This window comes from Acinetobacter sp. AG1 (genome assembly GCF_001005525.1).
Lineage (GTDB): Bacteria > Pseudomonadota > Gammaproteobacteria > Pseudomonadales > Moraxellaceae > Acinetobacter > Acinetobacter modestus.
The window spans coordinates 1-15405 of record NZ_LBMZ01000098.1 but is presented as its reverse complement, the minus strand read 5'-3'; the positions used below and the strand labels follow the sequence as shown (position 1 = coordinate 15405).

The window sequence follows — 15405 nt, the reverse complement described above, 5'->3', positions numbered from 1 at the left end:
CTTAATGTGAATAATTATACGTTAAAGCGGAAGTGTAATACGTCACCGTCTTGAACGACGTAAGTTTTACCTTCTAGACGCCATTTACCTGCTTCTTTGGCACCGCTTTCACCGTTGTATTGAATGAAGTCATCATAAGCAACACATTCAGCACGGATAAAGCCTTTTTCGAAGTCAGTATGAATCACACCAGCCGCTTGTGGCGCAGTCGCACCAACTTTAACCGTCCAAGCACGAACTTCTTGTACGCCCGCAGTGAAGTAAGTTTGTAAGCCAAGTAAGCTATAACCTGCACGAATCACGACGTTTAAGCCTGGTTCTTCCATGCCCATCGCTTCCAAGAATTCAGCGCGATCTTCATCTTCTAATAATGAAATTTCAGCTTCGATCTGGTTGCAAAGTGGTACAACAATCGCATTTTCTTCAGCAGCAAGTTTTTTTACTGCATCAAGGTGTGGATTATTTTCAAAACCATCTTCTGCAACGTTAGCAATATACATGGTTGGTTTAAGTGTCATTAAACCAAAACCGCGAACCGCTTTACGTTCGTCATCAGAAAGGTCAGCGGCACGTGCTGGTTTGCCTTCATCTAATAATGGTTGAATTTTTTCTAAAGCTGCTTTGGTTGCAATCGCGTCTTTATCGCCACCTTTCGCCGCTTTAGTTAAGCGTAATAATGCTTTTGCAACGGTATCAAGATCAGCAAGAGCAAGTTCAGTGTTAATAGTTGCGATGTCATCTAATGGATCAATTTTACCATTTACGTGAATCACGTTTTCATCTTCAAAACAACGTACTACGTGTGCAATTGCATCAGTTTCACGGATGTTGGCAAGGAATTGGTTACCCAAACCTTCACCTTTAGATGCACCAGCAACCAAACCTGCGATATCAACAAATTCCATCGTAGTTGGAATAACACGTTGCGGTTTAACAATCGCTGTAAGTTTATCTAGACGTGGATCTGGAACAGGGACAATGCCTGTGTTTGGTTCAATGGTACAGAACGGAAAGTTTTCAGCCGCAATCGCTGCCTTTGTTAATGCATTAAATAATGTAGATTTACCTACGTTTGGCAGACCAACAATACCGCAATTAAAACCCATGAAACCACTCACAAATGTGTTATTTAAAAATTGCTGCTGATTTTACATGAAAGCCATGACAAAGTCAGGTCATGGCGCGTGCGGATTTTTATTTGGGACTTAAACTTTGCGTTTATCCAGTTGTTTGGCAATATTATCGCCTGTGACTTGTACCAACATCACCAAAACAATCAGCACTAAAATTACCGCCAGCATGACTTCCATATCAAAACGTTGATAGCCGTAACGATAGGCAATATCACCGAGTCCACCTGCACCAATCGCACCTGCGATGGCAGAGGAACTGATCATGGTGACAATGGTCACGGTAAAACCTGCGACAATCCCCGGTAAAGCTTCAGGAAGCAATACATGCCAAAGAATCTGTTTACGATTACAGCCCATCGCTTGTGCTGCTTCAATCAGACCTTGATCGACTTCACGTAGGCTGACTTCGGCAATACGGGCGAAGAACGGAATTGCGGCGATGGTTAAGGGCACAATCGCAGCCAAGACCCCATAACTGGTGCCGACGATCCAACGGGTAAATGGAATCAAAGCAACCATTAAAATCAAGAAGGGCACGGAGCGAGTGATGTTAATGACCCAGCCCAAAGGCTGATTAATTTTCTTTGAAGGATAAATCCCAAAATCTGCGGTACTGACCAGAATCAAGGCAATTGGCAGACCAATCAAAAAGGCGAGAATCGCAGAGACACCGACCATGATTAAAGTATCGGTCGTACCTGTGAGTAATAGATCAATGAGTTGATTGTACATAACCGATCACCTCAAGTTGTGTTATTGCAGGATGTTTTTCAGATTGTGAGTGGTTTAGATCAAAGTCGAGATTACGAATTCCAATCACCAGTGAACCAATGGTTCGCTGTTGAATGGTATCTATCTGACTGTGATAGACCTGAACTGGACTGTTAAATCCATCCAGTAGTTCATATAGATCAGGCACCGATTTCGACTCACTGACATATTTCAGCTTTAAAATCTGATGGGTACTCTCAGGCAGAATGGTTGGGCTCAGTTCAAAAGGTAAATTTACCTGCTCAAAATTGAGTAATTCCTGAGTGATCTGTTGTTGTGGATTGGAAAATACCGACCAGACTTGCCCAGCTTCAACAATTTCACCTTGATCAATTACAATCACCTGATCGCAAATCTCTTGGATAACCTGCATTTCATGGGTGATCAAAACGATAGTTAATCCCAAATCTTGATTAATCTGTTTGAGTAAGGCCAAAATATTAGCGGTGCTTTCAGGGTCCAGTGCTGAGGTCGCCTCATCACAGAGCAGGATTTCAGGTTGAGAAACCAAGGCACGCGCAATACCGACACGTTGTTTCTGCCCACCAGAAAGTTGAGCAGGGTAATCATGTTGCTTTGCCTCTAAGCCAACCAGCGTCAGTACATCATTGACCCGTTGTTCTATATCAGCTTTGTCATAACCTGCAATGCGCAACGGCAATGCCACATTTTCCCATACGGTTTTTGCAGACATTAAATTAAAATGCTGAAAAATCATGCCAATTTTCTGCCGAGTTTTAATCAACTCGGCATGACTGAGTTCAGCAATATTGTGCTGATGAATCAAAATACTGCCTGTATCAATCGACTCCAGACCATTTAAGGTACGCAGCAGGGAGGATTTACCTGCACCACTTTTTCCGATAATCCCGACAATCTGTGCTTTAGGAATATCCACATTAATGTCTTTTAATGCATGTAAGCGTTGGCCCTGTACCTCATAAAACTTATTTAAACCACGGATTTTCAGATGTGGAACTGAAAAATCAACTTGTGAACCAAAACTCACCATTATCGTTCTCCTTATTTCCAGCCTGGGAACCACAACGTTGGACCAAAATCGCTATCCAAGGCTGCTTTGACTTTCGGTGAGTTTTGATAAATCTCGACAAATTTCTGTAGTTTGCTGTCTTTATCCTGATAATCATCACGCACCACAAATAAAATCGCATAACGCTTATTGGTATTGTCATCAAACAATAAGGCACTTTCAGGATCAGCCGTTTTGGCCAAGCGTAAGTAATGTGGATAGCCAAACGCCAGATCAACATCATCAATGGCACGTGCAGTTTGTGGGCCTTCAACTTCGGTAAATTTCAAGTTCTTCGGATTCGCTGTAATGTCTTTCAGTGCAGAAAGGTGATTATTGCTGTCTTTCAGTTCAATCAGCTTGGCTTGTTGCAACAACAATAAAGCACGACCTTGATTCACAGGATCATTCGGAATGGCAACTGTTGCACCATTTGGCAGTTCATCAAAGTTTTTATATTTTTTTGAATACAGTCCGACATGCGATGCTGCACCTGCCGCAAATGATTTTAATTTAAAGCCTGTTTCTTTAATGGCATTGTCCAAGAAGGGCTGATGCTGGAAAAAGTTCGCATCAATATCACCATGATTTAGTGTAATGTTCGGCGTATTCCAATCGGAAAACTCGACCAATTTGACATTTAAACCCTGCTGTTTGGCTTCATCCGCAGCGACTTGTAAGGGGCGTGCAAAAGAGGGACTAATCCCAATCACCAGTTCACTGTTGTTACTGTGTCTTTGTTTATTCCAAATCAATAAGGCAATAATTGCGACAACAACGACAAGGCCAATACCCAACCATTTTTTAGAGGCTGTTTGAGCCATATATTTCTCCAATTCTTTTCTTAAATGTTAAGCACTAATTTCTTCAATTATTTTTCGCTCATCTGCGTTGTTATGCGTTCTACATCGGAACTGATCAGCAGGGTGGCTTGCGGCTAAATGATCGCCTTGAGCAAACAGTTTGTTCCGCAGTGAGCCCGTTGCATATTCAGTTTTATAACGTCCACGTTGCTGTAACTCTGGAATCACCAGTCGAATGAAATCATGGTGTGATTCTGGAGCAACGGTACGAGTCAGGTTAAAACCATCGATACCGGTTTGATCGAGTAACTCAATCAGATATTCCGCAACTTCCGTAGCACTCCCGACAATCAGCGGATAACGTCCACCCAAAACATGCTGTGCTTTTAAGTCATTCTTACTGATGCGCTGTTCTTTAAACTTCTCATTGACTGAGGCAATGCTATTGCTCTTTTGATAAGGAATCGCTTCATCATCTGCAAACTTGGCAAGGTCAATACCGACGGAACTTGCATAATGGGCTAAACCTGCTTCTGGGCTGGCATATTGGCGATATTCAGCCAGTTTCTGTTGAGCAAGTTCATGTGTTTCAGCCACAACGACGGTAATGCCGACAAAGATTTTAATCGCATCTTCATCTCGACCTTGCTGCTGTGCTTGTAGTCGTATCTTATCAACTTGCTGACGAATTTTTTCAGGCTGATCACCACCAATAAAGATACATTCCGCATGACGTGTGGCAAACTGTAGTCCTTTCGGTGATGCACCTGCTTGGAAGAGTGTTGGGGTACGTTGAACCGAAGGCGCAACCTGAAACACCCCTTGGCTTTGGTAATATTGGCCTTGATGATTGATCGAGTGGACTTTATTTGGATCGGTAAAAATACGCTGTTGCTTATCTTTCTTTAAGGCGTCATTTTCCCAAGAGCCTTCCCAGTATTGATAGCAAAGCTGTAAAAATTCCTCGGCCTGATCATAACGCGCATCATGATCTTTTAAACCTTTTTGCCCAATCAAACGTTCGGCACTATCTAAATAGCCTGTCACGATATTCCAGCCTAAACGACCTTGAGTTAAATGATCCAAACTGGCAAAACGCCGTGCAAATTGATAGGGCTGTTCATAGCTCAAATTGACCGTGACACCAAAGCTTAAATTTTGTGTGACCAAGGCCATTGCCGAAATCAGGGTAGAAGGGTCATGGCTAGGCAGTTGAATGGACTCTTTTAGGGTCAGATCAATCCCATTTTGATAGACATCATAAACCCCTGTAATATCCGCCAAAAATAAACCATCAAATAGACCTTGCTCCAGCGTTTGGGCTAACTCAGTCCAATAACTCAGTTCATTAAAGCGATGTGATTGATCACGAGGATGCGTCCACAAACCATGATTGATATGACCGACACAATTCATATCAAAGGCATTCAGTAAAATTTTCTTCGGGAGATTTTGACCCATTACAATGTCCCCCGACGCGGTGGCAGAATGCCATTCAACACAAAATTACCGATGAAGTAATATTTCCAACGTGCAGCATCGTGCAGGGTATGAACCCGTGCATTACGCCAATGTCGATCCAGACCATCGGCACGTTGACTGCCACGACTACCTGCCAACTCAATCAGTTTTGATGAGGCTTTTAATGCTGTTTCGGTACTATGCGCACGCACTTTGGCCACATCAATTGAGGCTTTGGCTAAAGTTTCCGCATTGAGATCCTGTTTGGCGATATCTACAGATCGAGCTGCTTGTTTCAGTAAAAGTTCACTGGCTTTGACATCGGTTGCGACACGTCCCAGCTCTGATAGGGTTAAGGGGTCTTGCGTCGCAGATTCAATATTGGCATCAATCCAAGGACGCGCCACACGCACATGTTCCAGTGTTTCTTCAAAGGCAGCACGGGCAATGCCGACTTCAATCGCAGCATGCATGATCTGGGCAAAGGGGCCAACTAAAGACAGTTGCTTAAAGGCAGTATCAAAAGGAATCACATCCTCTTTGGCAACAAAGACCTGATTAAACTTAACTGTGCCGCTGCCCGTGGTGCGTTGCCCAAAACCAGACCAGTCATCAATCAGCTCAAGTCCTTGACTGTCGCGTTGTACAAAAGCCAGAAACTCATTACCCGTTTCATCAACTACTAAGGTTGGAATACGATGTGCAAACAAGCTGCCTGTGCAATAAAACTTTTCTCCTTGAATGAGATAACCGTTTTCGCTTGGAATTAAGGTAGTTTGCTTATGTGCTGAGGTGCGGGTTTTAAATTCAGCCAGCGCATTACCAAAGCGTGCACCATGTAAGACTTCTTGATAGAGACGTTTCTTTTGCGCTTCTGTGCCTGTATTACGCAATACTTCCAATGCATAGAAGTGATTTTGTGGAATTTGTCCAATCGAACCATCCGCACCGCTAAACAGCGCAATGACTTTGGCAACAGTGAGGCTGGAAACCTCTGCACCACCATACTGTTTAGGTACGGTAATCGCCCATAAACCAGATTGGCTATAGCTTTCGATTTCAGTAAATGGCAAGTTTCGATTGGCATCGCGTTCAACCGCTGCTTGTTTAAACTGTTGGCTGAGTTGCGTGGCAATGTCCAGTGCTTCTGCATCACTTTGAATGATATGCGCTGCTTTAATATGGGTTTTGGCAAAACCTTGTAATTCTTGGTATGAGGTCATGATTTACTCCTTAAATCCAAGCATGGCGGGCAGGGTGCGTACCATTGAGGTAATAGTCACCGATGGCATGGAATTTCCAACGCACAGGATCATGTAAGGTATGTACACGGGCATTGCGCCAGTGTTGATCGAGATTATGTTGGCTCAGACTGGCACGGCTGCCACCAAGTTCGAGTAGCTTCTCTGAGATATGCAGGGCAGCATCATTGGCATAGATCTTTGCTTCTGCTACTAAAATAGAAGCACGCGCGGCTTGCTCGGCAGAAATCTCAGCGATTTGATCAAGTTCATCCAGATATTCGGCAGCATCATCCAGTAATAAAATCGCTGCATCGAGCAAGATATTGAGTTTGCCAACTTCTTGTAGGGTGTAATGCTCTTCACTGGCTTTTTCTACACCTGAATCTATAATTGGGCGGGCTTTACGAATGCTGGATAAGCTGTCATCAAAGGCTGCTTCGGCAATACCGACATCAATGGCGACTTGTAAGAGCTGAGAATACGCACCGCGCACATTGGGAGTATCGGCAATAATGCGCTCATCAAAAAATAGAGCAGGATCAACTTCAACATTGTTTAATTTAACTGTGCCACTGGCTGTAGTCCGTTGCCCAAAGCCATTCCAGTCATTAATCACTTCTACGCCTTCGGCATGACGATCAACGATTACCAATACGGTATAACCTTCAGGATGTAGTGCGCGGATCGCTAACCAGTCTGCAAAGCTGGTTCCTGTGGAGTAAAACTTTTCTCCATTTAAAAAGTATTGCCCATTTTCTAACCTTAACGTGGTTTGAATGGCTTTGGTGTCTCTCGAGTTTTTCTCTGGCCCACCATTGGCGATACGTTTACCTGCAAGAATTTCAGTATAGATAAACTGTTTTTGTGCATCTGAACCTGTGATATTAATAAAATTTAAAAGGCCGAATTGGTTTTGTGGAATTTGTCCGACATTGGCATCGGCTTTAGTTAAAATACGAAATACATGGGCCAAGGTCCGATTGGAGACAAAAGCACCTCCATATTGTTTTGGAATACGAATACCGCCTAAGCCTTTTTGACTGAACTGATTGATTTGTTCGATTGGCAAAATACGATTTTGGTCTCGTTTATTTCGTTCTTCTAATGCAAAGTCAGCAACTTGATAGGCAGCATTAATGGCCTGCTGATCATTTGAAATCAGTTGGGTTTTAGCTTGAATCACTGATTGATTACTGGACATGTGAGCACCTCTAATAGATAAGAGGAACTTTACAAAAGTTTTACTTTTCCACTAAACCATCAGTTTTGGTTTAGATATCATAATAATTGTTAAGCATTTATTATGAGAAAATTAATGTAAAAATAGATATTGAATGATATTAAAAAACAATAACTTGTGATTATTTTGAATTTAATGATGATGCAAGAAAGAATATTTCTATGAAATAAAGTAATAATTACAACCAAAAAACATATAAAGAAATTTAGCCGAAATTAAAAAAGATAGAGCGAAAACGACATTGTAATCATTCATTTTTACTTCTAAAGTAGAGCAAACATTAGGTTTGATCGAGTAGAAAAATAAATTTGGAGAGTTTATGCGGGTTTTATACCAATTTCCTTTGTCTCATTATTGTGAAAAAGCTCGCTGGTTGTTAGATCATAAGGAATTGGACTATGTGGCACATAATTTAATTCCTGGTTTTCACCGCGCATTTACCTATCTTAAATCTGGGCAATATCTATTGCCGATGTTGAAAGATGATAAGCGCTGGGTTGCTGATTCAACACAAATCGCTTTATATCTTGATAGTACTTATCCTGAACATGCATTATTGAGACGTGATGAACAGTTACGTGAGCAAGCTTTAGAAATTGATAAATTATCGGGTGAGTTGGGTGTACATGTCCGACGTTGGTCATTGGCGCAAGCATTATCTGTTGGCGATCATCCACTCGAAATTATGATGGGTGAGCAAGGCTATTTACGCCAGTTTGAAAAAATTTCTAAACCAATTTTAAAGAGTTTAGTTTCTTCAAACTATAAGTTAAATCCTGAGAAAGTCGCAAAATCTAAATTGAGAATGACCGAGTTGATTACTGACCTCAATCAGCGCTTGATTGATAATCAAGGGCGTTATTTGGTTGGCGATCGTCTAGGTTTAGCTGATATAGCAGTTTGTTCAATTCTTGCACCTTTACTCGTGATTAAAGGTACGCCGTGGGAATTGGAAAATGATGATATTGAACAATTCACGGGTGAATTAAAGGAATATCATGACTATCTATTAGATTTACCGCTTGGACAATATGTACAGCGTATTTATGCGACTGAACGTAATGCACGGGTTGATTGGCGCGGTTTATAAGATTTGTTGATGGACAAAGCCCTGATTGAAAGTAATCGGGGCTTTTTTATGAGAAAGAAAAGAGCAAAATAGTCAATAAAGTAAAAAATTATCGGTGAATAAAATTAATTATTAAAAGAAAATTCGTTTTAAGCAGAAAATATTAGAAATTATTGCCAAATTTACTTTAAAAAAACTGAAAAGAGGGAAATAATTATAAAAAGGCTTTGCTATCTTATGTTTCAGGGTGTGATAGGGATCGAAACGAGTTGTTCACTATTGGGAGATGAGTTGAACAGTTGCTCAAAAGGTCTTGTTTCGGCTTTGAGACAAAGATAAACCAAAAGTTTATCGGAATCATGTTTGCGTTATCCATGCAGCATCGTCAAAAGTTAAACGAATGTTTTCCCTTGACCCTTAAAAATTACTGAGTGAGCAGTTCCGATAAAAGCATAAATTCAGAGTGAGAACTGTAGAATGGAATTGGATCGTTTTGATAAACAAATTCTTGAAATTTTGACCCATGAAGATGTCAATCTAAATGAGCTTTCAGAGCGTATTAATCTTTCAGTGAGTTCGGTACATCGCCGCATTAAAAACCTGATTGAATCCCAAGTAATGGGACAGCTCAAACGAGAAATTAATTTTAATAAGCTCGGCTTTAGCTTACATATTCTTTTACAGGTTTCTTTGAGTAAACATGACAGTGAAACCTTTGATAAATTTCTGCAAGAAATCGAAGATATTCCAGAAGTCACCAATGCCTTTCTTGTGACGGGGCAGAGTGCCGATTTTATTTTGGAATTAGTGGCACGCAATATGGATGACTATAGTGAAATTCTATTACGCCGTATTGGTAAAATTGACAGCGTAGTTGCACTACATTCTAGTTTTGTAATCAAAGAATACAATGTATTTAACTGCTATAAACTGTTAAATAAGTTATAAAAAATGCATCTAAAAAGATGCATTTTTTACTGATCTGAATGAATTAAGCATCAAGTTGCGTTAATACATCTTCAGAGAATTCAACATTGGTATAAACGTTTTGAACATCATCAAGATCTTCAAGCATATCAATCATTTTCATGATTTGTTTGGCTTGATCAATATCATTGATTTCAGCTTTAGTCGATGGGCTCATCACAACTTCAGCATTGTCAGATTTTAATCCTGCCGCGGTAAGTGCATCTTGAACATCACCAAAGCTTTCTGGGCTAGTAATGACTAAGATGCTATCTTCATCAATTTCGATGTCATCAGCACCTGCCTCTAAAGCAACTTCCATGATTTTGTCTTCTAAAGAAACATCTTCAAAAGAAATTTCGCCACGTTTTGTGAACAGGTAAGCCACCGAACCGTTGGTTCCCAAGTTACCATTGGTTTTAGAAAAACAATGGCGAACATCTGGAACAGTACGGTTTAAGTTGTCTGTCATGGTTTCAACGATAACCGCAACACCACCAACGCCATAACCTTCATAGGTTACTTCTTTTAAATCATCATTATCATCACCGCCAGCGCCGCGTTGAATTGCACGATTAATCGTGTCGCGTGTCATATTCACTGAAAGTGCTTTTTCAACAACAGCACGTAAACGAGGGTTACTCGCCGCATCTGGGCCGCCCAATCTAGAAGCGGTTACGATTTCACGGATATATTTGGTAAAAACTTTACCGCGACTTGCATCTTGTTTAGCTTTACGATGCTTAATATTGGCCCATTTAGAATGACCCGCCATGGAAGTAACTCCAAAAAATTAAAACTCAAAAAAGTGCGTGAATATTAGCATAGCGATAGTTTTCTTGAAAACTGCCATAGCTCATATTCAAAATTTAAAATTTTGATTAAGCATCAAAAAATGATCAGATAGTTCAGACTATTTAGTTAATTTTTACATCAATATCATATTCGGCATAAAGAGCTTTGATTTGTTCCAAATCTTTATGTAAATCTGTAGGATAGATTTTTCCTAAAATACCACCTTGTTTTGTGCGTGCATTGGCATACATCAAAATAATAGGTACGTTAGCTGCTTTTGCAATATGCCAAAAACCAGTGCGAATTGGTTTTCGCGCTTCACCATCTTTTGCTCGTGTCGCTTCAGGGGCTATAACCAAATTAAAATTATCATTTTGATTAAATAGATCAACCATTTGAGTCACGATATCTTTGTTGGCTTTCCGATCAACAGGAATACCACCAAGTTTTTCTAAAATAGGCTTGAGAGGACCTTTGAATAGTTCTTTTTTTATCAGTGTATGTATTTTTAATTCTAAAATTTCAAATAAAGCCAGAGAGAGGATTGTATCTAGGTTTGAGGTATGCTCAAATCCAATAATGATTTGTTTCTTTTCTAAAATGGTTGGATCAACCTTGTATTCCCAACCTGTTGCTTTAAAAATAGATTTTCCTAAAATTTTTCTCATGTTTATCATCGTAGGTTTTGAGTCGCAGCAGTGTAATACGACTTTTCAGGAAAATACATATCCGAAAATACCAGATCAAAATAAATTTAGATGTCTTATTAATGATCAAAATAGTGCTATATGATCTTTACTCAAGCCGTAAAGATCATATAGAATCAGCTCAGTTTATGATTTTTAACATTATTTTAGTAATTTGATAAAATCATCTGCTTGTAATTTAAGTTAAATTTAACTAAGATCTAGTCGCATTTTTCATATCAGGTATATGATCAAAGTTTAGGGCCTATAGCTCAGTTGGTTAGAGCAGCGGACTCATAATTAAAAAATCTAATAAAATTTATAGCAACACCTCACCACTTTTTGCAACAAATTCCACTCTTAAATTACTGTTTTAATTGCACTATTATCCATATTTACTACTTTTCGCAACATTTAACAATCTATCGCAATTTTTCTAAAGTCTACTCTGAGTCTACTTTTCGGGTCTACTCACGGTCTACTCGAAAAGTCTATTTATGATATAAATTTAAAGGGGTATAAAACCCCTTTACGCCGTATGTTTAAGCTTATTCTTGTTAATGTAATCAATTACATCTGCTTTCAAGTAATAGATGATCTTTCGTCCATTGGGTTTGAAAAAGGGGATACCACCACCATTCGTTCTTTTGTTCTGCAACCAAGATAAAGATAGACCTAGCACGATCGCAACCGTCTCAGGTGGAAATTGAGCTGAATCATTAGCTGCCCAGAAGCGGTTCGATTCGGCTGTTTTTTCTTCTGGTGACATACGATCTAATTTAGTTAAGCGTGACATCTAACTTCTCCAAATCGATTCTTTAAACTTGGCATTGGCCAGCAGATCTGTCACTTCCGACTCATTCACGTTGTCATAAATATGAGTCATGTTGCCCCCGAACACAGTCAGTGTTCGGGTGAGGGTGGAATATTTAAATCTCATGCTGACCATCCCTCCATGTCTGACTTTGCTTGGCAGGCATTTAAAATATTTTGTTCGTATTTCGACCCTCTGAAATATTCAGCAGGTCTATTAAGTGCATTAATGTTTGGCGCTTTCTGAATATCTTGCAGAGCAAGTTTGTAGTCATTCTCTAAGCGTGAATCAGATTCCGTTTGTAGTTGTTTCTCATTTGCCTGATGAGCTTGTTTGTTCCGCTCAATGATGGCTTGAATACCTGCGCAGGTTTCATCAAACTTTTGTTGTTGAACATCATGCAGACTATTAAAGCCACGTTTGATGCAGTATTTCTCTATATCAATGCCTGCTTCTTGCATTAAGTGCTCAAGCTCTAAATATTGATTTCCATTGATACACGCATTGGCAGATCCAGAGAGCAACCATTGTTTAAGTAGAACGCCGTCACTTTCATTTAACTGGCGTGGTTCTAAAAACAGGCGAGTACGGTCTTTTGTCGCAACCGCAATATTGTCATGTGTCAGATCCAGTACCGTAGAAAATTCATATTCGATGCCATCACGCTGTTCTGCTTTCATCCCAATTTTTTCGACTTTCTTTTTGCCATTGTTATTGGTTTGAATGGTTTCCATTTTTGAGCGCATGGTTACGATAATATTGATACTGGATTGAAGCATTGCATCAATAAATTTACGGTGTTGAGGTGTTACCTGACTCCAAGCACCCCAAGAATTATTTTTAAATAGTGTGGATGCAAGGTGATCAACCATTTCCAAACAGCCGCCAACGCCAGACCATTCATGTGTGATGCTGTCTAAAATTAATGTATCAAAGCCTGCATTCTCAGCCGCTTTAATCACTGAGATAAATTTTTCAGGTGTGTAGGGTGGTTGAATGTTGGCATGTTCAAATTCAACCAAATCATCGTAGAGTTCAGCACTACTATTTTCTGTGTCAGCGACAGCGATACGACCGCCAATACCTTTGGCAAGTAATAAGGCTGTAAATGTTTTTCCTGAACCTGTAGGACCAGCAATCGCCAAGCGTAATTTTGCATTTTTACGCTCAGCCTTTTTAAAGAATACTGTCATGATCTAATCCTTAATTCGACTTTGCGTTGTGGTATGCAATACGTTGATTTGCGCTATATGGTGTGCGTTGGAAGCATTCTTTTGAGAACATTACCGCACGTTCTTTTTTACGTTGTTTCGTTACGATTTCTTTTAGATTGCGAAGAATCCACGGTTTGGCTTTGAGTAGCTGATCGCTTGCAGGTAAGCTGCCTTGTACTGACTCGATACGGATGTCAGTCAACTTGTAGTTGGTTGAGAATATTTGTGGCCCTAAGCGAACCTGATAGCGTCCAGATTCATCACGTTTAATGAATTCTGCGAATGGGGTGTTATAGCTTTTAGTTTGCATGACAGGCTCCATTTTACTGGTTGTATCCTGTTGATATGATGCTGAAACCCCAGTATTTACAGGGCTTTCAAGTCGTTGTACGCCGTAACTTGTCGGTTGTTTTTTGCTTATATGTGATGGTGTATAAGGCTTAGTTTTACGATGCGCAGTTGATAAATGTGTCATGTGCTTATCCTCCAAACATGCCGAAAACGACAAAGGTGAGGACAGCCCAAAGCAGTAAAACTACCAGTAGAATAGGGAATAGTTTTAGCGCATCTTTTAGATTGGCTTTGATGATTTCAAGCGTACTGACATGTAGATCAGCAGCAGTAGGGTGTTGATTTAAACGGTTTGACGTTTGACTGGATATAGGCTTTTGTTTCATACTTATCTCGCTGTAATGCAAAGCCCCGTCTCCGTCCAAAGTGAAGGGGCTTTTTTGTTGTGTACGAGATAATATTACCAAAAAGGTAATTTATTGCAAGTTGTTATTACCTTTTTATAATGCATAAAAAAGCCCATCATTGGGATGGGCTTGAACTTAGATTGAAAATTTTATGTAAGATCAGCTATGAGTTATTAGAAAATTTGCTTGATCATATTCATCATGTTTTAGAAGCGTATCTTCCAAATGTATTTCTTCAAAATTACTTTTAATTTCATCAATAAAAGTATTTTGAACAGCTGCAATTATTAGTTGAACATTTTCTGGTGTACTTTTAATCAATATAGCTAACATTTTATGATAGTTAGGTGGATCAATATCTTGTTGTCTAGGTGAATCAATAATGAAAGGTGGTGTACTTGGTTCACCATACATATTTATTGCATTTAAAATAGTAAGTCTCTTTGCTAACATTGCCTTAATTTGATTTGCACCTCCACTATTATAATTCAATATATCGTATAGATTATCTTTTAAATACATTTTTATATCGAGTTCTGAACATAAACTGTTAAAATAACTAACAATTTCTTCTTCGGTGTTTTTTAAATTAATAGTTTCAATTTTCTTGTTTTTTCTTCCGATTTTTCTTATTTCTTCTGTGTTGCTTTTTATTTTAGAATTATCTTTAAATACTTTTTCGTTCAACTCGGGTAAAAGAGAATTATTAACAAAGTAGTTGTTAAAGTATTCTTTGAAACTATTTTTTGAATAAGCATTTTCGATGTTTTCATACAAATAGGTTATTTGATTACTAATTTTATAACTGGAGGCTAATAGTCCTTTTTTTTCTAGATTAAGATTTTCTAATTTTTTTAAAAGCTTATTCTCATCATTTATTAATGAAAATCTATTTACTAAGTTGTTTTTGTGTTCAACACCACAAGTCGGACAAAGAATAGAAGTAGTTTCAATATTTTCAATCGAAAATTCATAGTCTAATTCAATTTCACCAAGTGCTAACTGTACAATATTTATTTCATTTTCAATTGCAGCAATTCGGGAAGAAATCTGGATGTAATCATTTTTTTTATTAATAATTTTATTTTCAGTATCAATAACAGATCTGGAAGTTTCAAAGATTTTATCTTGAATTTGATTTTTTGAATCTAAACTTTCTGATTGCTTAAAATAATCAATTACTAGATTACGTTCGCTAATTGTTTTATTTATATCAATATTTTTTAGTGTGTACGAGTTTTGCTCTTCTTTGTTTTCATAATAATCTTTATTTAAAATGCCACATAAATATTTTGATAATTCAAATCTATTTCTTTTATCAAATTGACCTAGGTTATTAAATGAATTCCAAATTTCATTCCAACCATGCATTTGTTCAATATATGTAGAAGAAAAATAATAAGCAGGTGGGACCATGGAAAGTTTTTTTGCTTTACTATTTTTTAGTAGAATATTAAAATTCAATATATTGTTTAATTTTT

At 38.8% G+C, this 15405-nt stretch carries 16 protein-coding genes; 2 read left to right on the top strand and 14 right to left on the bottom strand.

The annotated features are described in order from the left end of the window. Window positions 1-14 precede the first annotated feature (14 nt). From ychF to AAV96_RS05065, 7 genes are all read right to left on the bottom strand, one after another. A complete protein-coding gene (ychF, locus tag AAV96_RS05095; RefSeq protein WP_004661588.1) occupies window positions 15-1106 on the bottom strand; it encodes a redox-regulated ATPase YchF in 1092 nt (363 codons plus the stop codon). A 99-nt stretch (window positions 1107-1205) separates the two neighbouring features. After that, window positions 1206-1865, bottom strand: coding sequence for a methionine ABC transporter permease (locus AAV96_RS05090; RefSeq protein WP_046738529.1), 660 nt, complete (start codon window positions 1863-1865; stop codon window positions 1206-1208). Continuing rightward, window positions 1846-2916 (bottom strand): methionine ABC transporter ATP-binding protein, encoded by a 1071-nt coding sequence (locus AAV96_RS05085; protein ID WP_046738528.1) that lies wholly within the window; start codon window positions 2914-2916, stop codon window positions 1846-1848. The genes AAV96_RS05090 and AAV96_RS05085 overlap by 20 nt, the downstream gene beginning before the upstream one ends. A gap of 11 nt (window positions 2917-2927) precedes the next feature. After that, window positions 2928-3758 carry a MetQ/NlpA family ABC transporter substrate-binding protein gene (locus tag AAV96_RS05080; protein WP_046738527.1) on the bottom strand — a complete coding sequence of 277 codons (831 nt, stop codon included), beginning with the start codon at window positions 3756-3758 and terminating at the stop codon, window positions 2928-2930. A gap of 27 nt (window positions 3759-3785) precedes the next feature. Next, window positions 3786-5198, bottom strand: a complete 1413-nt coding sequence (locus tag AAV96_RS05075; RefSeq protein ID WP_046738526.1) for an LLM class flavin-dependent oxidoreductase — start codon at window positions 5196-5198, stop codon at window positions 3786-3788. Beyond that, entirely contained in the window at window positions 5198-6421 is a 1224-nt protein-coding gene (locus tag AAV96_RS05070; protein ID WP_046738525.1) for an SfnB family sulfur acquisition oxidoreductase, read from the bottom strand. Before AAV96_RS05070 ends, AAV96_RS05075 begins: the two co-directional genes overlap by 1 nt. A gap of 10 nt (window positions 6422-6431) precedes the next feature. After that, complete coding sequence (locus AAV96_RS05065) at window positions 6432-7643, bottom strand: SfnB family sulfur acquisition oxidoreductase (protein ID WP_046738524.1); 1212 nt, start codon at window positions 7641-7643, stop codon at window positions 6432-6434. A 358-nt stretch (window positions 7644-8001) separates the two neighbouring features. On the opposite strand from AAV96_RS05065, the gene AAV96_RS05060 reads away from it, so the two are divergent. Next, window positions 8002-8772 carry a glutathione S-transferase family protein gene (locus tag AAV96_RS05060; RefSeq protein ID WP_004661598.1) on the top strand — a complete coding sequence of 257 codons (771 nt, stop codon included), beginning with the start codon at window positions 8002-8004 and terminating at the stop codon, window positions 8770-8772. Window positions 8773-9228: 456 nt separating this feature from the next. Further along, on the top strand, window positions 9229-9699 hold the full coding sequence (locus tag AAV96_RS05055; RefSeq protein WP_004661600.1) for an Lrp/AsnC family transcriptional regulator: 471 nt from the start codon (window positions 9229-9231) through the stop codon (window positions 9697-9699). A 43-nt stretch (window positions 9700-9742) separates the two neighbouring features. Here AAV96_RS05055 and AAV96_RS05050 read toward each other — a convergent pair whose 3' ends face one another. The 7 genes from AAV96_RS05050 to AAV96_RS18430 all read right to left on the bottom strand — a co-directional run. Then, a complete protein-coding gene (locus AAV96_RS05050; RefSeq protein ID WP_004661603.1) occupies window positions 9743-10492 on the bottom strand; it encodes a YebC/PmpR family DNA-binding transcriptional regulator in 750 nt (249 codons plus the stop codon). A gap of 142 nt (window positions 10493-10634) precedes the next feature. Then, complete coding sequence (locus tag AAV96_RS05045) at window positions 10635-11180, bottom strand: 1-acyl-sn-glycerol-3-phosphate acyltransferase (protein WP_046738523.1); 546 nt, start codon at window positions 11178-11180, stop codon at window positions 10635-10637. Between the two features lie 547 nt (window positions 11181-11727). Beyond that, a complete protein-coding gene (locus tag AAV96_RS05040) occupies window positions 11728-11994 on the bottom strand; it encodes a DNA-binding protein (RefSeq protein ID WP_004661607.1) in 267 nt (88 codons plus the stop codon). Window positions 11995-12134: 140 nt separating this feature from the next. Beyond that, the gene (locus tag AAV96_RS05035) at window positions 12135-13205 is read right to left on the bottom strand and encodes an ATP-binding protein (protein WP_046738522.1); all 1071 of its coding nucleotides are present in this window, start codon (window positions 13203-13205) and stop codon (window positions 12135-12137) included. A gap of 10 nt (window positions 13206-13215) precedes the next feature. Then, entirely contained in the window at window positions 13216-13536 is a 321-nt protein-coding gene (locus tag AAV96_RS05030; RefSeq protein WP_046738552.1) for a hypothetical protein, read from the bottom strand. A gap of 169 nt (window positions 13537-13705) precedes the next feature. Further along, window positions 13706-13903: a hypothetical protein gene (locus AAV96_RS05025; RefSeq protein ID WP_046738521.1), complete on the bottom strand. Its 198-nt coding sequence runs from the start codon at window positions 13901-13903 to the stop codon at window positions 13706-13708. Window positions 13904-14083: 180 nt separating this feature from the next. Further along, on the bottom strand, window positions 14084-15405 hold a 1322-nt coding region (locus AAV96_RS18430), incomplete at its 5' end, for a hypothetical protein (RefSeq protein ID WP_046738520.1).